Annotated in this window: 14 protein-coding genes; 12 read left to right on the top strand and 2 right to left on the bottom strand. The window is 66.3% G+C overall.

What is annotated here, in order from left to right; translation table 11 throughout:
- Positions 1-146: 146 nt before the first annotated feature.
- The 5 genes from ASPHE3_RS14675 to ASPHE3_RS14655 all read left to right on the top strand — a co-directional run bounded on the left by ASPHE3_RS14675 (position 147) and on the right by ASPHE3_RS14655 (position 6,861).
- Positions 147-2,660, top strand: a complete 2,514-nt coding sequence (locus ASPHE3_RS14675) for a galactose oxidase early set domain-containing protein (protein WP_254362883.1) — start codon at positions 147-149, stop codon at positions 2,658-2,660.
- Complete coding sequence (locus ASPHE3_RS14670; protein ID WP_148258108.1) at positions 2,642-3,343, top strand: hypothetical protein; 702 nt, start codon at positions 2,642-2,644, stop codon at positions 3,341-3,343. Before ASPHE3_RS14675 ends, ASPHE3_RS14670 begins: the two co-directional genes overlap by 19 nt.
- A gap of 118 nt (positions 3,344-3,461) precedes the next feature.
- Positions 3,462-4,742, top strand: coding sequence for a glycosyltransferase (locus ASPHE3_RS14665; protein ID WP_013601974.1), 1,281 nt, complete (start codon positions 3,462-3,464; stop codon positions 4,740-4,742).
- Positions 4,739-6,403 carry a glycosyltransferase family 39 protein gene (locus tag ASPHE3_RS14660; RefSeq protein ID WP_013601973.1) on the top strand — a complete coding sequence of 555 codons (1,665 nt, stop codon included), beginning with the start codon at positions 4,739-4,741 and terminating at the stop codon, positions 6,401-6,403. The genes ASPHE3_RS14665 and ASPHE3_RS14660 overlap by 4 nt, the downstream gene beginning before the upstream one ends.
- Positions 6,400-6,861 (top strand): GtrA family protein, encoded by a 462-nt coding sequence (locus ASPHE3_RS14655; protein WP_013601972.1) that lies wholly within the window; start codon positions 6,400-6,402, stop codon positions 6,859-6,861. Before ASPHE3_RS14660 ends, ASPHE3_RS14655 begins: the two co-directional genes overlap by 4 nt.
- 60 nt (positions 6,862-6,921) lie before the next feature.
- Here the strand turns inward: ASPHE3_RS14655 and ASPHE3_RS14650 are convergent, their stop codons facing one another.
- On the bottom strand, positions 6,922-8,889 hold the full coding sequence (locus ASPHE3_RS14650) for a glycogen debranching N-terminal domain-containing protein (RefSeq protein WP_013601971.1): 1,968 nt from the start codon (positions 8,887-8,889) through the stop codon (positions 6,922-6,924).
- 197 nt (positions 8,890-9,086) lie between these two features.
- Here ASPHE3_RS14650 and ASPHE3_RS14645 point away from each other — a divergent pair, with 197 nt between their 5' ends.
- Genes ASPHE3_RS14645 through ASPHE3_RS14630 form a run of 4 tightly spaced genes read left to right on the top strand, consistent with a single transcriptional unit; the run spans position 9,087 to position 13,353 of the window.
- On the top strand, positions 9,087-10,115 hold the full coding sequence (locus tag ASPHE3_RS14645) for a LacI family DNA-binding transcriptional regulator (RefSeq protein WP_013601970.1): 1,029 nt from the start codon (positions 9,087-9,089) through the stop codon (positions 10,113-10,115).
- 39 nt (positions 10,116-10,154) lie between these two features.
- A complete protein-coding gene (locus tag ASPHE3_RS14640; RefSeq protein WP_013601969.1) occupies positions 10,155-11,426 on the top strand; it encodes a sugar ABC transporter substrate-binding protein in 1,272 nt (423 codons plus the stop codon).
- Between the two features lie 2 nt (positions 11,427-11,428).
- Entirely contained in the window at positions 11,429-12,463 is a 1,035-nt protein-coding gene (locus ASPHE3_RS14635; RefSeq protein ID WP_013601968.1) for a carbohydrate ABC transporter permease, read from the top strand.
- Complete coding sequence (locus ASPHE3_RS14630) at positions 12,460-13,353, top strand: carbohydrate ABC transporter permease (RefSeq protein ID WP_013601967.1); 894 nt, start codon at positions 12,460-12,462, stop codon at positions 13,351-13,353. Before ASPHE3_RS14635 ends, ASPHE3_RS14630 begins: the two co-directional genes overlap by 4 nt.
- 53 nt (positions 13,354-13,406) lie before the next feature.
- Here the strand turns inward: ASPHE3_RS14630 and ASPHE3_RS14625 are convergent, their stop codons facing one another.
- Positions 13,407-14,312: a phosphatase PAP2 family protein gene (locus ASPHE3_RS14625; protein ID WP_013601966.1), complete on the bottom strand. Its 906-nt coding sequence runs from the start codon at positions 14,310-14,312 to the stop codon at positions 13,407-13,409.
- Positions 14,313-14,495: 183 nt separating this feature from the next.
- Between ASPHE3_RS14625 and ASPHE3_RS14620 the strand changes: the two genes are divergently transcribed.
- The 3 genes from ASPHE3_RS14620 (at position 14,496) to menD (ending at position 19,716) form a co-directional block, all read left to right on the top strand.
- Positions 14,496-15,497 carry an o-succinylbenzoate synthase gene (locus ASPHE3_RS14620; RefSeq protein WP_013601965.1) on the top strand — a complete coding sequence of 334 codons (1,002 nt, stop codon included), beginning with the start codon at positions 14,496-14,498 and terminating at the stop codon, positions 15,495-15,497.
- Between the two features lie 218 nt (positions 15,498-15,715).
- Complete coding sequence (locus tag ASPHE3_RS14615) at positions 15,716-17,791, top strand: PhoX family protein (RefSeq protein ID WP_013601964.1); 2,076 nt, start codon at positions 15,716-15,718, stop codon at positions 17,789-17,791.
- Between the two features lie 161 nt (positions 17,792-17,952).
- Positions 17,953-19,716 (top strand): 2-succinyl-5-enolpyruvyl-6-hydroxy-3-cyclohexene-1-carboxylic-acid synthase, encoded by a 1,764-nt coding sequence (gene menD, locus ASPHE3_RS14610; RefSeq protein ID WP_409372055.1) that lies wholly within the window; start codon positions 17,953-17,955, stop codon positions 19,714-19,716.

Below are 19,716 nucleotides of genomic sequence, written 5' to 3'. Positions count from 1 at the left end.
CCTACTTTCAAGAAGACGGAAGTACACCCACCCCAAGGGCAGGTTCCAAGGTGCAGCCGTTCTCCCCCTTCCCCTCCATGCACTCAAAGCATGCGTCCCTGACCGGCGGCACCAGCGGGCGGCATCGACGACGGCGGCGCCTTCGGGTGCTATTCACACGCTTGGCCGTGGCCTGCCTTGTGGCGGGATCGCTGGCAAGTGCTGCCGGTCCTTCCTCCGCGGCTGAAAGTACCGGGCCCAACCTGGTCAACAACCCATCCCTCGAAGCGGGGGCTACGTTCCCGGACTGCTTCCAGGCCTCAGGCTGGGGGACGGCGGGAACCTGGAGCTTCTCCCCTGGCCGTACGGGAGGGCGGGCGCTGTCCCTCACCGTGAGCGGCTATACCTCGGGCGACCGCAAGCTCCTCCAGGCGGAAACCGCTGCCTGCGCACCCAAGGTGACAGCCGGGCAGGTCTACAATCTGGGGGTCTGGTACCAGTCCACGGTCCCGGTTTCCATCACCACTTTCAGGCACACCGCCAGCGGCTGGACGTACTGGGGCGACCTGGGGCGGGTGGCCGCTTCGGCGGGATGGACCGAGGCGAAGGTTGCCACCCCTGCCGTTCCAGCCGGAACAGACCAGATCGCTTTCGGCCTCTCGATTGCCGCGAACGGAAAACTCACCACCGACGACTACTCGCTGTTCGCCACCAGCACCGGGACCACTACGCCGACGCCAGCCCCTGCCGGCGGCGAACTTGTGGTTAACGGAACCTTGGCCACCGGAAGCCCGGTTCCCACCTGTTTCACCACCACCGGCTGGGGAAACCGCACTGTGTCGCAGGCGCTGTCAACCGACATCCCCGCTACTGCCCCGGCCGGGTCCCGCTCCTGGTCCATCACCGTCAGCAACTACGTCAGCGGAGACGCCAAGCTGCTGCCTTCCGAAACGGCAGCATGCGCCCCGGCAGTGAAGGCGGGCAGCAAATACAACCTCTCCATCGACTACAAATCCACATCGCCGCGCAACTCCATCACCGTGTTCACCCACACTGCCGCCGGCTGGGGCTACTGGACCGACCTTGCCCAGCCCGCAGCCTCCTCCACCTGGGCCCAGTCAGCGGTGACAACACCTGCCATTCCCGCGGGAGTTGATGCCATCTCCTTCGGTATGTCCGTCTCCGCCAACGGAACCCTGAAAACCACGAACTATTCACTGAAGGAAGTGGCCTCACCGCCGCCGCCCTCCGGCACGCCTGCGCAGCTCGGGTCCTGGGAGGTGTTCAACGCCCCCATGCCGCTGCGTTCCATCCACTCCACCCTCCTCAGCGACGGCCGGCTGCTGCTGATCGCCGGCTCAGGCAATGACGGCGCGGCCTTCAACGCCGGCACGTTCAAGGCTTCCGTGTGGAACCCCGCCACCAACACCTTCACCAGCATTCCCGTCCCGTACGACATGTTCTGCGCGGGCCATGTCACCCTGCCCGACGGCAAAGTCCTGCTGGGCGGCGGAACGCTGGCCTTCCCAGCTGAGGGCGCCGGCCCCACCACCTTCAAGGGCTCGAAGAAGAGCTACTACTTCGACCCGAAGGACAACACCTTCCACCCCGTGAACGACATGGCCGGAGGGCACTGGTACCCCACGCTGACCAAACTCGGCAACGGCGACATTTGGGCGGCCGGCGGCCTTGACGAAAAGGCTGAAGGAACAGTGCTCACCGAGATGTTCCAGACCTCCACCATGAAGTGGCTCCCCTCAGGAAACGTGCCCCAGACCTGGAGCTTCTGGGGCACCTACCCCCACATGTACCTGCTCAATGACGGGCGGATGTTCTACTCCGGCGGCCATACCTTCGGCAACGGACTGCCCGGCACCGGAGCCTCCCTCTACAACTGGCAGACCGCCCAAATCTGGGACGTGCCCGGACTGCGGCAAAAGGATATGCGGGACCAGGCCGGATCCGTCCTGCTGGGACCGGCACAGGACCAGAAGGTCATGATCGTGGGCGGCGGCAACACCGAAACCAACCTGCCCGCCATCAACCTGGTGGACATCATCGACCTGAAGCAGCCCAACCCGGCCTATGTTCCGGGACCCGACCTTCCAGGTCCCGGAAAGGCATACGTCAACGTCCTGAATCTTCCGGACCGTACGGTCCTCGCCGCGAACGGAGCCCAGCACAACCGTGCGGGCGATGTCCTGACGGCGGCCGTCTACCAGCCAGCCACCAACAGCTGGCTCAGCATCGGCGCGGACCCGGTAGGCCGCAACTACCACTCCTCCTCGATCCTCCTGCCCGACGGCAGGGTGGCGGTTCTGGGCTCAAACCCCCTGGACAACTCGTTCGAGCTGCGGATCTCCGTCTACTCGCCGAAGTACATGTTCAACGGAACACGGCCCACCATCACCGCAGCACCAGCAACGGCAACCCGGGGACAGCAGATCAGCCTGAAGACCACCGGCACCATCAAGGCAGCCCAGCTGATGTCCCCGATGTCCGCCACCCACCAGACGGACACCAACGCCCGCCTAGTGGACCTGCCAATGACCACAAGCGGCGGCAACGTCAATGCCACCATCCCCAGCAACCCGAACCTGCTGCCGCCCGGTCCCTACATGCTGACAGTCCTAGACACCGACAACCGTCCGAGCATCGCGAAATGGGTGTGGATATCATGACCGAACCCCGCCGTCCCCTGCATGGCAGGACGGTCCGGTGGGCGCGCAACAGCGTGATCACACTGGGCCTGACAGCCCTGCTGGCACTGTCCTACCACTCGGCCACCGTCTCCTCGTCGGACGCCGCCGTCAGCCGTACTGGCCATGCTGCTGAATTGGCCAGTATGCAGCGGCCCGGCCCGGAGGGACCCCCTTCCGCGCCGGAACAGCCGGCGGCCGGCGGCAATGCCAACGCCAGTGCCCAGCGCAACGGGAACGCCCAGCCCGGCCAGGTCGATGAGGAAGATCCGGCAAACCGGCCACAGACCTCGCTGCAGGACGCGGCAGGACGCGAGCACCCGGTGGGTGCAGCCAATCCGGCGCGGCAGGCTCCGCTGCCCCAGCTGCGGGAAAAGGTCCTTCCCTCGCAGGTACTCGAAAGCGGCGCCACCGGCTACGGCGGGTGCCTGCTGGAATACGGCGAGAACGGCCAATGCGTACCGGCAGTCCCGCCGAGCCTGGCCAGCCATGTCCAGGACATGAAGGCGGCCGGCGGCAATCCCAGCGCCATGGAGCACCGGTGGTCCTGCACCGAGCTCCGCCAGTACTTCGAGGACGGAGTGGCGCTTCGCCAGGCGGGAACTGATCCCCAGAAGCTGGACGCCAACGGCGACGGAAAGGCATGCGGGGCCGGCGACCGCTAGCCCTTTACGAAGTCCCCTACCCCCCTCCTGAAGCAGGGCCGCGCGAGCGGCTCCGCTTCAGTCCACCCAAAAACCGGTTCCGCACCCCAGTTTCCGCGGCTAACGAAGCAGGCCTCAGATGCTCACCACCATCCTCACCGTCATCACCGGCGTACTCATCATCGGCATTTCAGCGGTGCTTTTCGTGATCGCACTGTCCACGCTCTATGTCTCCACCCATGCCTGGTGGGATCCCAAGACGCAGGCCGCCACGTCCTACACCGACCTGCTTCCCGCGCCGGGGGTCTCCTTTTCGCTGATCATGCCATGCCGGCACGAAAGTGAAATGGTGATGCGCAGCACGCTGGACCACCTGTGCAACCAGGACCATCCCGACGTCGAAGTGGTGATCTCGGTGGGCCATGACGACCCCGAAACGGTGGCGGTGGCCCGGAAGCTGGCCGCGGAGCGGCCGGAGATGGTGCGGGTCAGCGTTGACGAGGGGGCGGTGAAGAACAAACCACGCCAGCTCAACACCGCACTGGCCATGTGCCGCAACGACGTGGTGGGGGTCTTTGACGCGGAATCGATTGCCGCTCCGGACCTGCTCCTGCACGTGGACACCTGCTTCGTGGCCAAGAATGCCGACGTGGTGCAGGGGGCCGTGCAACTGGTTAACTACCGGGACACCTGGTACTCGCTGCGGAACTGCCTGGAATACTTCATGTGGTTCCGCTCCCGCTTGCATGCATACGCGAAACAAGGGTTTATCCCGCTGGGCGGCAACACCGTATTCGTCCGCCGCGAGCTCCTCAGTTCCATCAACGGCTGGGACAACAACTGCCTCGCGGAAGACTGCGACCTTGGGGTCCGGCTCTCGGTGATGAACCGGAAGATCGTCATCGCCTACTCGCCGCACCTGGTCACCAAGGAAGAGACTCCGGACTCCATCCGCTCCCTGGTCAAGCAGCGGACCCGCTGGTCGCTGGGGTTCATGCAGGTGTTCGCCAAGCGTGACTGGCAGGCGCTGCCCACCCTGAAGCAGCGCAGCATCGCCTGGTGGACCCTCATGCAGCAGCACTTCATGGCGTTTGCCGGCCTGTGCATCCCGCTCTGCATCCTCACCGCCCTCTTTGGCAAGTTCCCGGTCCCCGTTACCCTCCTGACGTTCGTTCCCCTGGTCCCGGCGGTCGCCGCCGTCGCCTTCGACATCTGCATGCTGCGGGAGTTCGGCCGGGACCACGGCTACAAGATCCGGCTGTACGACTACGTCCGGCTGGTCCTGGGAACGCCGTTCTACCAGATCCTCCTCGCCTTCTCCGCGCTCCGCGCCCTCATCAAATTCCGGCAAAGCGACTTCAGGTGGGAAAAGACGATGCATGCGGGTTCCCACCTCGGCTACCTGGCGGCACGGCCATGAACGCCCTCCTTGCACCAACCCGGAAAGCATTTGCAGCACCTGTCCTGCCGGCCCGCGCCAGGGGGTTCCTTGTTGGCGCCAGGAGCTTCTACCGGAGCCTTGTGCCGGACCAGAAGGCCGGCGCCCTGGTGGCCATGGTGGCTGCGGCCCTATCCGGCTGGAACATCCTCAACGCCCCCGCTTACCAGGACGACGAAGGCACCTACACCGCCCAGGCCATGGCGGCGCTGAACGGCAGCCTTGCCCCCTACACCTACTGGTACGATCATCCGCCGGTGGGCTGGCTGCAGCTGAGTGCCCTGTCCTGGCTCCCGGGACTGCTGGGCCAGGGTGACGAACCCTACGTGGGGCAGATGCGTTACGTGGTGGCTGTCTTTTTCATCGCCAGCACTGTGCTGGTGTTCCTGCTGGCCCGCCGGCTGCAGCTGGCCCTGCCGTTTGCCGTGCTGGCGGCGCTGCTCTACTGCATGTCGCCCCTGTCCCTGGTGCTGGGCCGGCAGGTGTTCATTGACAACGTCGGCGTACCCTGGCTGCTCCTGGCGTTCTACCTGATTCTCTCGCCCCAGCTGAAACTCTGGCAGCACGTGGGCGCGGGCGTCTGCTTCGCCGTTGCCGTGCTGTCCAAGGAGACGCTGGCCATCTTCGGCCCCGCCCTGCTGCTGGCACTCGTGCACCGCCCGTACTGGAAGACGCGGTTCTTCTCGGTGGTGGGATTCCTGTCCGTTGGCGGGCTGGTGCTGGGCTTCTTCCCGCTGCTGGCAATCCTGCGGGGAGAGCTGATATCCGGGCCGGGGCACGTGTCACTGCAGGACGCCGTCGCCTACCAGTTCGTTTCCCGGCCGGGCTCGGGCAGCCTCCTGGACCCCACGTCCGGGCGGTACGAGCTGGTGATGGGGTGGATGTACTACGACAAGTTCGTCATCCTCTGCGGCATCGTAGGGGCACTGGTTTGCCTGCTCCGGCGCGAAACCCGCTGGATCCCCGCCGGGCTCCTGCTGTTTTCAGCACCTGTGGTAATCGGGCATGGCTACCTGCCGGCCATGTACATCATTGCCGCCATCCCCTTCCTGGTGCTGGCCATCGCGGTCACCGCCGACCTGACCTGGCGCACGGTGTCCCGCCTTTTCCCTTACATTCCGTACCGCGGCAGGCATGCTGCGGCGTTGAAGCGGACAACCCTTGGCTCCCGCCTGGTGGCTCTCGGCATCACCGGCACCACCATGGTGCTCGGCCTGAGCGTGGTGCTGCTGCCGCCGTGGCTGGCCATGGACCGCACACTGCTGGTCAGCAACGAGAACAAGGACTGGAACAACGCCCTTCAGTGGTCCAAGGACAACCTGCCCCAGGACGAGGTTCTCCTGGTGCCCTACTCCATGTGGCACGAACTGAACGCGGACGGACGGCATGACCCGTGGAAAGTGGTGGCCCTGGAGAAAATGGACCTGGACTCCGACTTCGAGGTCCACCACCCTGCCGGCTGGCGAAGCATTGACTGGATCATCGAAGGCCCGCCCACAGCGCGGAACATCAAGAACCTCGAACTGGAAAACGCCGGGCGGGCGTTGGAGAACTCCCGCGTCGTGGCTGCTTTCGGGGACTGGAAGGTGCGGGAAGTGCTCAGCAGCGCGTCGCCGTCGTCCATGGCAGGTGAGCGCCGATGACCAGGCTGGCGCGGGTCCTCTTGAGGGCCAGGATTTCCCGTTTCGCCATGGTGGGGGCGTTCGGTGCGCTGCTGAACATCCTCATCATGACGGCCCTGATCGCCGTTGGCACCAACTACATCACGGCCGCCATCGTCGCCGCGGAAACCACCATCATCACCAATTTCCTCATGCAGGAGAAGCTCGCGTTCGCCGACCTGGCCGAACGCGGGCGGCCGCTGATCCAGCGGTTCTTCCACTCGTTCAGCTTCAACACCCTTGAGGCCGTGGCCAGGATTCCCCTGCTGTGGGTCCTTGTGGAGTTCTTCCGCATCGCGAGTCCGGTGGCGCAGGCCGGAACCCTCGGTGTGGCGTTCTTCGTCCGGTACGCCTTCCACTTGAAGTTCGTCTACGGCGGGCAGGAACCGGTGGTCCCGGTTCCCGTGCCCGTTCCCGTGCTGAAGCAAGCGGACGACTGACAACGTGGGAAAGGGCGCAAAGGTGCCGTTACCGCTGTGGTGGGTCCCGCCGTCGTGCGCTTACACAGGGGCTGCTTCCAGCCCGATGACCGTGAGGCCGCCGCGGAGGGCTGCCGGCTCCAGGTAGCCGAGCGCCTGGGCCACCGGAACGGCCGAAGCGGCAGCCCACGCCTGTGGCCGGCAGGAGGCAGGGTACGGAACCGGCGGCCAGGTATCCGCAGCGGCGTGCCCGGCGAACAACTCCGGAAGGCGCCAGTTGAATCCGTGCGCGGCCCGGAGCAGCCCACCCGCCAGCTTGCGCGCTTCCTCGAAATATCTTTCCGCCAACAGGCCGCCGAGGATCATGGCGCTGTCGTGGGTCCACACGGAGCCGGCGTGGTACCTGGTGGGCCAGTAGGCGGCGTTGCTGGTGGAGATGGTCCGGATGCCGTACCCCGAGTACATGGATGGGTCCATCAGCCGGCGGACCACGATTTCCGTTTCCTCGGCGTTCAGGATTCCGGTCCCGAGCAGGTGGCCCATGTTGCTGGCCACACCGTCCACGGGGTTCTTGGCTGCGTCTAGGGCGATTGCCGGGTACCGGCCGAGATCGTCCTCGCACCAGAAACTGGCCCGGAAGCGGTCACTCATGGCGGCCGCGTACCCGCGCCACTCGGCGGCCTCGGCAGTAGCGTCGGCGCCACTGAAGGCTTCCAGCAGGTCTGCGCCGGCGAGGGCTGCCGCGTATGCGTAGCCCTGGACCTCGCACAGGGCGATGGATCCTTCAGCGAGGTTGCCGTCATGCGCGCGGATGGAGTCACCGCTGTCTTTCCAGCCCTGGTTGGCCAGCCCGTGGCCCGTTGTATCCAGGTATTCCAGGAAGCCGTCACCGTCGGAATCGGCGTGCTCCCGGAGCCAGCCCAAGGCGCGTTCCAGATGCGGCATCAGGTCCCGCACCTCGTCCTCCGGCATTCCTGCCTGCCACGCCTCGTGGAGGAGCATGATCCACAGCGGCGTGGCGTCAATGGTTCCGTAGTAGACCGGCGGCAGGGAAACCTTCCCGTCCAGGGTGACGGTATTGGTGACGCGCCGGACCTCGTGGAGGATCTTGCCCGGCTGTTCCGCGGTGGCTGTATCGGCCTGGACGCCCTGGCGCTTGGCCAGTGCGCGCAAGGTGCCGGCCGCGAGCGTGGTGTCGATGGGGAGCAGCATGCGGGCCGCAATCAGGGAATCACGGCCAAACATGGTGAAGAACCAGGGGGCACCTGCGGCCAGGAACGTGTCATCCGGCGATTCCCGGTCAGCCATCCGCAGGCCATTGAGGTCGCTGACGGCGTGGTGCAGCAACCGGGCGATGTCGGCACTGCCGTGGTCCTGTGGTGCCTCCTCCGCCGGCCCGGACTGCTCCGGCACTGCCAGCTCGCGAGTGCGCGGCGCGATCATGGGAGCGGCAGAATCATGGGCTTCCAGGCGCCAGGAGACCTCGGTGCTGCCGCCGGCAGGTACTGTGACCAGCCACGTTGCGGTGACTTCGGCCTTGTCCGCATGGAGAGTGGGGGAGCCCGTGAATGCCAGCTGCAGGTGCGTATGTGCGTCCCGCCACTGCCATCCGTCCGTGCGGACCTGCGGCAGGTCCGTCGCGTACTGCCCCTGCTTGATCTTTTCCAAGGGAGTGTTATCGGCGGTCATGCGGATCTCGACGGCAAACGTAGCCGGGCTGGACAGGGCGGAGACGATCTCGATCGACTCGCTGACGCCGGCCCCGTCCGCCGAACGCGTCCGGCGCAGCGACACCAGCGGGTCCGCGACGCTGGGGTCCGTGCGGATGAAGCTCAGGTAACCCACCGTGTCCGCCCCGTGGGTCTGGGTCGAAACCCAGCGGGGCTCCACGCCCTCAACGGTCAGCAGGACGGCGGAGATGACGCGCTCATCGGAGCAGTAGATGCCTTGGGCCTCGGTGCCCCTGATCTGGCCGTCCGCTTCGGACCAGGCCTGCACTGGTGCGGCAAAGACTCCGGACAGATCGTGCATGAAGGGCTGATGGGTCACGGGGAAGCTCCTGGAGGGGTGGGAGGCGGCCTGTAATTTGATCGTTCAAAAATTTTCACCGGCAGGCACGCGCAAAAGATTGACAGGGGATTTGAACGTTCATATTGTTTATGACATCAGCAGAGATTGCAACATCCCCCGGCACGCTTTCCCACAAGGACCAAGAAGCCGGGGACAGAACCCAAAGGAGATCGGCCATGGCGTCACGGGTGACTATTGTGGACCTCGCCAACCAGCTCGGGGTTTCCCGGCAGACGATCTCCAATGTGTTGAACGCCCCGCACCGGGTCAAGGAAGAGACGCGCATCCGGGTGGCCAGGGCCATCGAGGAAAGCGGCTACCGGCCCAACGCCGCTGCCCGCCAGTTGCGCAACCATGTGTCCAAAAACGTGGGCATGCGGCTGCAGCCGGCAGGCAACGGCATCAGCGGTACGGTGCTGACGGGCTTCCTGTATGGACTGACCGAGGCTGCGCACAGCCACGGCTACCGGGTGACCCTCTACTGTGCAGACTCGGACGAGGAGGAGATCAGCCGCTACGAGGAACTGGTCACCGAGGCGGACCTGGACGGCTTCATCCTCACAGCCACCCACCACGGTGACCAGCGGGCCGCCTGGCTTGCCCAGCGGGGTATTCCGTTTGTCGCATTCGGGCGGCCCTGGGATTCAGGCCGGGATGTGTCCGACGCCGGGCATTCGTGGGTCGATGTCGACGGCCGCAGCGGGACACGCGAAGCCACGGAACACCTCATTGCCGCCGGGCACCGGAGGATCGGCTACATCGGCTGGCCGAACGGTTCCGGTGTGGGCGGGGACCGGCGCTCCGGGTGGCTCGAGGCGATGACGGAGCATTTCGGGACGGAAGACCCCGCACCGCTCATCTACGCAGGCGAAGACACCGCTGCCAGCGGTTCCTCGGGTGCAGCCACCCTGCTGGCCAGGGGAGCCACCGCCTTCGTCTGCGCCAGCGACAGCCTTGCCCTGGGCGCCAGCGCCTACCTGCGGCAATCGGACCAGCCGGCCCTGGCCTCGGCGGTGGTCGGCTTCGACAACACCCCCGTGGCCGCCGCCGTCGGACTTTCCAGCGTGTCGCAGCCCGTGGAATCCGCAGCTGCCGAGGTCATGCGGCTGCTGCTTGGCCACCTGAACAGCCCGACGGCGGAACCACAGCACGTGCTGCTGCGCCCCCGGCTCGAACTCCGGGACCTCCAGCCGTTCAACCACTAGCTTTTCCCGCCACAACAACCCCCAACTAAGGATCAGACAATGATGACTGCACTACACCCTGCCCAAAAACAGAAAGCATCCCGCATACTGGCCGGCGCCGTGACTGCCCTGGCCACCCTCGCGCTGGTTGGCTGCGGCTCAGGCTTCAGCGCCGGCGGCACAGACGGCACGGACGCTCCGGACGCCGGCGGCCCACTGAACATCCTCATTGCCTCCTCGGGCGAAGCGGAATCCACCGCAGTGAAAACGGCTGTGGCCGACTGGTCCGCCGGCGCCGGAACCGAAGCCACGGTCTACGTCGCCTCCGACCTTCCGCAGCAGCTCAGCCAGGGCTTCGCCTCCGGCAAACCGGCAGACGTCTTCTACGTCTCAGCGGACCAGCTGGCCAACTACGCGGGCAATGGCTCGCTCGAGCCCTACGGGGATGACCTTGCGAACAAGGACGACTTCTATCCTGCCCTGACCGAGGCCTTCACCTACGACGGGAAGCTCTACTGTGCTCCCAAGGACTTTTCCACGCTGGGGCTGGTCATCAACCAGGACCTGTGGAAGCAGGCCGGGCTGACCGAAGCTGATGTGCCAAAGACCTGGGAGCAGCTCGAAGCCGCAGCCGCCAAATTGACCCAGGGCGGCACCGTGGGCCTGGCCTTCGGCCCGGAGTACCAGCGCGTGGGAGCTTTCTTCGCGCAGGCCGGCGGCGGCCTGGCCAAGGACGGCAAGGCGGTTGCCAACAGCGAAGAGAACGTTGCGGCTCTGGGCTTCGTCAAGAAGATGATGAACGACGGCGTAGCCAAGTTCAGCTCCGACCTGGGCGCAGGCTGGGGTGGCGAGGCCTTTGGCAAGGGCCAGGCAGCCATGGTGATCGAGGGCAACTGGATCCAGGGCGCCCTGGACAAGGATTACCCCAACGTCAACTACCAGGTGGCCGAACTGCCTGAGGGGCCCGGCGGCAAGGGGACCCTAACCTTCACCAACTGCTGGGGCATCGCCGCGGACAGCAAGAACAAGGATGCCGCCCGGAAGCTCGTGGAGCAGTTGACCAGCAAGGAGAACCAGCTGGCGTTCTCCGAGGCCTTCGGCGTGATGCCGTCCATCAAGTCCGCCCGTGAGGAGTGGACGGCGGCCTTCCCGGCCCTGGCACCCTTCATGGCAGGTGCGGATTACGCCCAGACCACGCCCTTGCAACAGGGTGCGGCTGATGTCCTGGCCGACTTCAACGCCCAGCTCGAGCAGCTGAAGGACAAGGAGCCCAAGGCCATCCTCGACTCCACCCAGGGTTCGCTTGAGCCGGTCCTTGAGGGGGCAAAGTAGCGGTGGCGGCCCGTGCAGCGCGCGCGACGGGGATCCATGGCAAGCAGGCGCTGGCCGGCTGGATCTTTGTGGCGCCCGTAGTACTGATCCTTGGCCTGTTCCTCCTGGTTCCCGTAGTGATGGCTGCCTGGGTCAGCGTCTCCGACTGGACCGGCCGGGGGAGCCCCTTCGGCCCGAACGTGGATTTCGTGGGGGCGGAGAACTACCAGGCCATCGTTGCCGGCGGCGGACTCGCGGAAAAGGACTTCGGAACGGCGCTGCGCAACAACGCCTACTACGTCCTGCTGGTGGTGCCGCTCCAGACCGCCATGAGCCTGTTCCTGGCCGTGCTGGTCAACCGGCAGGTGCTGCGGGGCCGCGGCCTCTTCCGGACGGCCTTCTACTTCCCGTCCGTTACCAGTTCGGTGGCCATCACGGTGCTGTGGCTGTTCCTGTTCAGTGCAACTGGCGTGGTCAACAAGGTGCTTGGTTTCGTGGGCTTCCAGGGGCCCAACTGGTTCCAGGACCCTCGGGGAGTGCTGCACCTGCTGCTCTCCGCCGTCGGCGTCACGGGACCTTCGGCGGCTGGCGGCCAGTTCCTCGGCATCAGCTGGTGGGAGTGGCTGTCCGGGCCGTCGGTGGCCATGTCCGCCTTCATCCTGATGGCCGTCTTCACCACATCCGGGACCTTCATGCTGCTGTTCATCGCGGCATTGCAGGGACTGGGCTCCGAAGTCCAGGAAGCTGCCCTGATGGACGGGGCCTCCGGCTGGCAGCGGTTCTGGTTCGTCACCCTGCCGATGCTCAAGCCCACGCTGTTCACGGTGCTGACGCTGGGCCTGATCGGCTGCTGGCAGGTCTTCGACCAGATCTACGTTGGGACGCAGGGCGGCCCCTCCAAAACGACGCTCACCCCGGCGTACCTCAGCTTCAACTCAGCCTTCAACAACCAGCAGTGGGGCCAGGGTGCAGCCATCAGCTTCATCCTCTTTGGCATCATCGTGGTCTTCGCGATGATCCAGCGCTGGCTGCTGCGGGATAAGGACAGTGCACGATGAGTATCCAGACCCGGCCCAGGCCGGACCTTCGCAGCACGACGGCGGCACCGGCCGCACGTTCCCGCCGCCGCTTCACAGGTGGCTGGGTGGCCTACGGGCTGCTGGTGGCACTGGCCCTGGCCTACACCTTCCCGTTCCTGGTCCAGCTGGCCACAAGCTTCAAAACGGAACCGGAGGCGGCGGCGAACCCCCTGGCCCTGCTGCCGTCCACCTGGTCCGGGGCTGCCTACACCGCGCTGTTCGCCAATTCCGATTTTCCGTCCTGGACAATGAACTCGCTGATCGTCACCGTCCTGGTTACGGCCGGCCGGGTGTTTTTCGATTCCCTGGCCGGCTATGCCCTTGCCCGGCTGCAGTTCCGGGGCCGCGCCACGGTGTTCGCCATCCTGGTGGGCGTCATGGCGGTGCCGGGGGTGGTCCTGCTGATCCCCAAGTTCCTGGTGCTCAACCAGCTGGGCATGTACGACTCGTACACCGGCATGGTCCTGCCCCTCCTGGCGGACGCCGCGGGAGTGTTCATCATGAAGAACTTCTTCGAATCAGTTCCGGCCTCCATCGAGGAGCAGGCCAGGATTGACGGTGCGGGAGTGTTCCGGACCTTCTGGTCCATCGTGCTGCCCATGTCCATGCCGGCGCTGATGACCATCGTGATCCTGAGTTTCCAGGGTTCCTGGAACGAGCTCAACCACTTCATCGTCTCCACCCAGAGCCCGGAGCTGACCACGCTCACCAAGGGCGTGGCCCAGCTGGCGTCCGGGCAGCTGAGCCAGGGAACGCAGTATCCCCTCAAGCTGGCTGCGGCCCTGCTGATGACGGTGCCGGTGGCGATCGTGTTCTTCATCTTCCAGAAACGGATCATGAACAGCACTGCCGGGGCAGTCAAGGAATAACCGCCAGGGCACCGGGCCCCCGTCCAGCCAGCCGGGCGGGGATCCGGTGACCGTTACCGCTGTGGTGAGTCCCGCCGTCGTGAGGCATAGGCAAACAGTGACGTGGTGGCAACGGTGGCCAGGTACCCGGCGATGACGATCAGCGAGATTCCGGCCCAGAAGTAGTTCGTGGTGCTGCCCTCCTGCCAGGGGCTCGGCGCAAGGCGGACCAGCGAATAGACGGCCACTATGGCCGACACCAGCCCGATCAGCACCGGCAGCGTCAGCCAGATCCGCGCCGAGCCGATGTGCCTGCCAAAGCCGTCCCACGCATTCCATGAGCCGCGGCGCATGATGAGCCACCCCGCGGGAATCATGAAGGCACCCACCAGCAGGAACGCGGCCACCACATCGGCCGGCCGGTGCCACTGGTTGATCAGCGTGGACACCCCGGAAGCGATGGCGAACGTGCCGCCCACGAAGCCCGCCATGGGACGCCAGCGCGGCGAGGCCATCAGGAACACGGCCGCCGCGGCGGAGGCCGCCAGCGTTGTGTGCCCGGACGGCAGCGAGTTCAGCTCCAGCGTCACCACGCCCTTGTCCGGGCGGGCCGGAAGCAGGTCCTTGAGCACCTGGGTGGCAATATTCGCCCCGACGCATGCAGCAACCGCGATTCCGGCCTCGGCCCAGTGCTTCCGGATCACCGTGACGAACAGGACCACGACGGCGGCCATCACCAGTGAGATGGTGGGCAGCAGGTCCAGGAATTTGGTGGTGGCCTTGCCGGCTGGCCCGTGCAGCTCCACGGCTTCCACCAGCGCAGACTCGTCGATGAACTGGCCGGTGGTGGTCTGGACGAAGTAGTAGTACGTGGCGATCAGTCCGGCCACGCAGGCCAGGGTGGCCAGCACGAACAGGAAGCCCGACCCTGGTGCGGGTCGGGCTGCAGTCCTGCCGGGTGATTGCCGTTGGGAAGTCATCGCCTTAAAGGGTGACACAGAAAACTGGGATCCCGCCGCACGTTGGACCTCGTCACCGCGCCCCGCGACGGGAATGCGTAGTTTTTGCCCCGGGGCCGGAACTGAACCCGCGTGAAGACGGCGGGCCTGGGACGGGATGGCTCCAAAAGTCACGCATTTACGGACGCTTGTACAGTTGAATCCATGCCAACCGACCCGCCCCAGGTGCCCGCGCTCGAGGAACTGCTGGCCGGAGCGCACGTGGTGTCCCTGCCCATGCGGGTGAAGTTCCGCGGCATCATGGAGCGCGAGTCGCTGCTGCTGCGGGGGCCGGCCGGGTGGGGGGAGTTCTGCCCGTTCCCCGAGTACGGCGACGCCGAGGCCTCCCGCTGGCTGGCCGCAGCCGTGGAGGCCGCCTGGCAGGGTTTTCCTGCCCCGCTCCGTTCCGAGATCCCTGTCAACGCCACCGTCCCGGCCGTGGCCGCGGCCCGCGTCCCGGACGTTCTTGCCCGGTTTGGCCGGGTGGATGCAGTCAAGGTCAAGGTGGCGGAACAGGGTCAGACGCTCGACGACGACGCCGCGCGCCTCGACGCCGTCCGCGCGGCCTTGCCGGATGCGGCCATCCGGGTGGATGCCAACGGCGGGTGGGATGTTGAAACAGCGGTCACGGCGCTGAGCCGGCTGTCCGCCGTCGGGCTCGAGTACGCCGAACAGCCCGTGCCCACCATCGTGGGGCTGGCTGAGGTGCGTTCCCGGCTCCGGGCAGCCGGCACACCCGTGTTGATCGCAGCGGACGAGAGCGTGCGGAAGGAATCGGATCCCCTGCGCGTTGCCCGGGCGGGTGCGGCCGATCTGTTGGTGGTCAAGGTGGCTCCGCTCGGGGGAGTGCGCCGCGCCCTGGACATCGTGGCGCAGGCCGGGCTGCCCGCCGTCGTCAGTTCTGCGCTGGACACGTCCGTGGGGATCCGGGCCGGGCTGGCATTGGCCGCAGCGCTTCCTGAGCTTCCCTATGCATGCGGGCTGGGGACTGTGTCCCTGTTTGAATCCGACATTACGGTGGATCCCCTGGTGGCCGACGACGGCGGCATCCGCCTTCGCGACGTCGCCGCCGACGCAGGGCTGCTTGAGCGGTATGCGGCTTCCCCCGAACGCCGCGACTGGTGGCTGGCCCGGCTGCGCCGCGTCCACGCCCTCCTGCCCGCCTGACACCCTCTCTCACTCAACGTCGGCTTTCCTGCGACCCTCTCTCACTCGATGTCGGTTTTCCTGAATCCCTCTCGCAGTTAATGTGCCTTCCGGACGAACGCTCCCGCACATACCCGCAGGTCACGAGCGGTTAACCGGAACTTCACCTCCCTGACGGCTGCCCGTAGAAAGCGGCTGACAGGGTGGGCGGACCGCATCGAATTTTTTGGAAGGCAACCATGTCTGAAACGACTGCCCGCAAGTTCACCCTGCTGCCGATGCTCGGCCACACCAAGGGCAAGCGCAGTGCCGTCACCTGCGCCCTGAAATGTGACAACGCCTGCGCCGGCGATGTCTGCAACACCAGCTCCAACAGCTACTTCCGCGACATCGCCTCCGCGACCATGTCCCGCCGCGCCGCCCTGGGCTTCGGCGCCGCCGGTGCCCTCGCCGTCGTCCTCGGTTCAGCGGTGACTTCCCCCGAATCCGCCTCCGCTGCAGGCCTGTTCAAAGCCGCCAAGGAGGGCTTTGGCAAGTCCAAGCTGCAGTTCTCGGCGATCCCCTCCATCGACGCGATGGTTGACGCCGTCACCGTACCGGAAGGCTTCACCTGGAAGCCCGTCATCCGCTGGGGCGACCCCATCTTCAATGACGCGCCGGAGTTCGACCTGAACAACCAGACGGCGGCCGCCCAGGAAAAGCAGTTCGGGTACAACAACGACTACACCGACATCCTGGAGATCCCCGGCAGCAAGGGCCGCCGCGCCGTCCTGTTCTCCAACCACGAGTACACCAACGACGCCATCATGTTCCCGGCCACCATGCCCGCCAAGCAGATGCGTGCAGTGGGGGCCGCTGCCCATGGTTTGTCCGTAGTGGAGCTGGAACGCCAGAACAAGAACAAGCCCTGGACCTACGTGAAGGGCGCCAAGCTGAACCGCCGCTACCTGAACAACACGGTGTACGAACTCACTGGTCCGGCCGCCGGCTCCGCGCTGGTCAAGACCGTTGAAGACCCCACCGGCCGCCTCATCAAGGGCACCTTGGGTAACTGCGCCGGCGGCACCACCCCGTGGGGCACCATCCTCTCCGGCGAGGAAAACTTCCAGGGCTACTTCGTGGGCAGCGGCACCTCCGCCGGGGACAAGCGCTACGGCATCACCTCCAAGCCCACCGCCCGCCAGTGGGAACTGGACGAGCCCCGCTGGGACACGCGCAACGCCGGCTACGAGAACGAAGCGAACCGCTTCGGCTGGATCGTCGAAGTTGATCCCTTCGACCCCACCTCCACCCCGAAGAAGCACTCTATGCTGGGCCGCTTCAAGCACGAGGGCGCCAACGTGATCATTGCCGAGTCCGGCCACGTGGTGGCGTACTCCGGCGACGACGAGCGTTTCGACTACCTCTACAAGTTCGTCTCCAAGGACAAGTACCGCGAAGGCGACCGGGCGCACAACATGACCCTGTTGTCCGCCGGCAGCCTCTACGTGGCCCGGTTCAACGGCAACTCGCCGGCCGCCGAGATCACCGGAACCGGCGCAGTGCCCTCCGACGGCGCCTTCGACGGCATCGGCGAATGGCTGCCGCTCGTGGTGGACGGCAAGTCCGCGGTTCCCGGAATGTCCGTTGAGGAAGTTCTGGTCTACACCCGCCTGGCCGCTGACAAGGTTGGCCCCACCAAGATGGACCGCTGCGAGGACGTCGAGCCCAGCCTGCACACCGGCAAGGTCTACGTGGCCTGCACCAACAACTCCAACCGCGGTGTCGGGTCCAACGAAGGCGCCACCGAAGTCAACCCGCGCACCCAGAACCGCGACGGCCACATTGTGGAAATCACGGAAACGGGCGGCCAGACCTCCACCACTTTCACCTGGAACCTGCTCATGGTCTGCGGAGATCCGGCACAGGGGGACGTCACCTACTTCTCCGGCTTCCCGGTAGACAAGGTCTCGCCCATCTCCTGCCCGGACAACCTGGCCTTCGACTCCGTGGGCAACCTCTGGATCTCCACCGACGGCGCCCCCTCCGGCATCGGCCGCGCGGACGGCCTGTTCAAGGTCGCCCTTGAAGGAGCCGAGCGCGGCAAGGTTGAGCAGTTCCTGGCCGTCCCGCGGGACGCCGAGACCTGCGGCCCCGTCATCCACGACGAGGAGCGCACCGTGTTCGTTGCCGTGCAGCACCCGGGCGAGGACGGCACCTTCGAGAACCAGGTGTCCTTCTTCCCCGACTATGTTCCCGCAGGTACGACGCCGGCAGCCGGCCAGGCGCGCGCCCCCCGTCCGTCGGTGATCCAGGTGTTCCGCACCGACGCCTAAGCCGCTGCCGCCCCTGTGACGCTCTCTCGCTTGATGCGTGCTTTTTGGGAACGCTCTATCACTTCCCGGCGCCCGGGTGCCGCGAAGTGATAGAGCGTTGGGTTTTAAGCGACGTTAAGTGAGAGAGCGTCGTGGGGTGGCAGACTGGTTTGGTGACTTCGCTGAACGAACCTGACGCCTCCCGCACCTCACAGGAAGCTTCTTCCGGCACGGACGCCCCGGAGGCGGCACCTGGGCTAACTTCGCTGGCTGCGGCAAGGATCGCCGTCGGGGTATTGGTCGACGGCGGTGTGCGGCATGTGGTGGTCTCGCCCGGTTCGCGGTCAGCCCCCATGGCCTACGCCCTGGCCGAGGCGTCCGCGGAAGGAAAAGTGGAGCTGCTGGTCCGGATCGATGAGCGCTCTGCAGGTTTCACCGCACTCGGCCTGGCTTTGGCCACCGGCTCACCGGCCGCCGTTCTGACGACGTCCGGGACCGCCGTCGGCAATCTCATGCCTGCCGTGATGGAGGCCAACCACGCCGCTGTCCCACTGATCGTCCTCTCCGCAGACCGGCCGGACGAACTGCGCGGAACAGGCGCCAACCAGACCACCATCCAGCCGGATCTTTTCGGCGAACAGGTGCGCTTCGCCGTCGACGTTCCCGCCGGCTCCAACCCGGAAAGGGCCGTGCAGACCGGCCTGTCCGCAGCCACCGGCGCGTTTGCCGAGATTCCGCCCGGCCCGGTCCAGCTCAACCTTGCCTTCCGCGACCCGCTCGTTCCGGAACGGGGGGAGGACCTTCCGGCGGCTGCCGAGCGGCAGCGCTACCGGATCGGCACCGAGCCGCTCATCATGAACCTCCCGCCGGCGCCGGCTGCGATGCCGCAGCGCCGCACCGTGGTTGTGGCGGGGCACGACGCCGGGCCCGTCGCAGAGGCGTTTGCCCGCGCCCAGGGCCTGCCGCTGCTGGCGGAGCCCTCGTCCAACGCCCGATTCGGCCCGAACGCAGTGGGACCTTACCGTTTGCTGTTGGAGCACTTCGGCCCGGATTCGGCGCAGCCGATTGAGCGGGTGGTGCTGTTCGGCCGGCCCACGCTGTCCCGGCCCGTTGCCGCGCTGCTGGCCCGCGCAGAGGTGCCGTCTGCCCTCTACCAGCCGGTTCCGGTGGCCTGGTACGAGCCCGGGCGCCGCACGGAGCTGCCGCTGGAGAACCTCGCGGACCTCGCCGACTTCGCCGGCCGCGGCACCCCGGAATGGTTGGACACCTGGCTGCTCGCAGGCTCAGCCGCCCAACATGCCCTTGACGGAATACTTACGGCTGACGCATCCGCCACGGGTCCGTCCGTGGGCTCCCTGCTGTGGAAGCACAGCCGGGGGCAGCTGCTGCTCGGCTCCTCCAACGGGATCCGCGACGTGGACCTGGCCGGCTTGCCCGCAGCCGATCCCGCCGCCACCGTTTATGCCAACCGCGGCCTTGCCGGAATCGACGGCACCATCTCCACCGCCACCGGCGTAGCCCTCGGAGGCCGGCAGGAAACCACCGTTCTGCTGGGCGACGTCACTTTCCTGCACGATGCCGGCGGCCTGCTCCTCGGTGCGGGGGAGGAGCAGCCGGACCTGCGGATCGTGGTCCTCAACGATTCCGGCGGTGCTATCTTCGACCTCCTGGAGCACGGCGCGGTGCGTGAGGCCGGAAAGTACGGAGACACCGTCGAACGACTTTTCGGCACCCCCCACACAGTGGACATCGCGGCACTTGCCTCAGCATACGGCGTCGGGCATTCAGTGGTGAGTACGACGGCGGGACTCGCCGAAGCGCTCGCACAGCCGATCCAGGGGCGCAGCATTGTGGAAGTCAGGACGGACCGGCGCGGGCTGCGGGCCCTGCATGCGCGGATCAAGGAAGCGGTGGCGGCGGCAGTCGGGGGAGTGCTGGCACGCTAG

Origin of the sequence: Pseudarthrobacter phenanthrenivorans Sphe3 (genome assembly GCF_000189535.1) — a bacterium.
In the GTDB taxonomy this organism is placed as follows: Bacteria; Actinomycetota; Actinomycetes; order Actinomycetales; family Micrococcaceae; genus Arthrobacter; species Arthrobacter phenanthrenivorans.
This window is presented reverse-complemented; position numbering and strand designations above follow the sequence as displayed.

What these genes read in the sequence shown, in the direction of transcription:
- ASPHE3_RS14645 (WP_013601970.1), top strand. Translation starts at nt 9,087, where the DNA reads ATGGCGTCACGGGTGACTATTGTGGACCTCGCCAACCAGCTCGGGGTT.
- ASPHE3_RS14625 (WP_013601966.1), bottom strand. Translation starts at nt 14,312, where the DNA reads ATGACTTCCCAACGGCAATCACCCGGCAGGACTGCAGCCCGACCCGCA.
- ASPHE3_RS14670 (WP_148258108.1), top strand. Translation starts at nt 2,642, where the DNA reads ATGGGTGTGGATATCATGACCGAACCCCGCCGTCCCCTGCATGGCAGG.
- ASPHE3_RS14630 (WP_013601967.1), top strand. Translation starts at nt 12,460, where the DNA reads ATGAGTATCCAGACCCGGCCCAGGCCGGACCTTCGCAGCACGACGGCG.
- ASPHE3_RS14665 (WP_013601974.1), top strand. Translation starts at nt 3,462, where the DNA reads ATGCTCACCACCATCCTCACCGTCATCACCGGCGTACTCATCATCGGC.
- ASPHE3_RS14615 (WP_013601964.1), top strand. Translation starts at nt 15,716, where the DNA reads ATGTCTGAAACGACTGCCCGCAAGTTCACCCTGCTGCCGATGCTCGGC.
- ASPHE3_RS14640 (WP_013601969.1), top strand. Translation starts at nt 10,155, where the DNA reads ATGATGACTGCACTACACCCTGCCCAAAAACAGAAAGCATCCCGCATA.
- ASPHE3_RS14660 (WP_013601973.1), top strand. Translation starts at nt 4,739, where the DNA reads ATGAACGCCCTCCTTGCACCAACCCGGAAAGCATTTGCAGCACCTGTC.
- ASPHE3_RS14655 (WP_013601972.1), top strand. Translation starts at nt 6,400, where the DNA reads ATGACCAGGCTGGCGCGGGTCCTCTTGAGGGCCAGGATTTCCCGTTTC.
- ASPHE3_RS14620 (WP_013601965.1), top strand. Translation starts at nt 14,496, where the DNA reads ATGCCAACCGACCCGCCCCAGGTGCCCGCGCTCGAGGAACTGCTGGCC.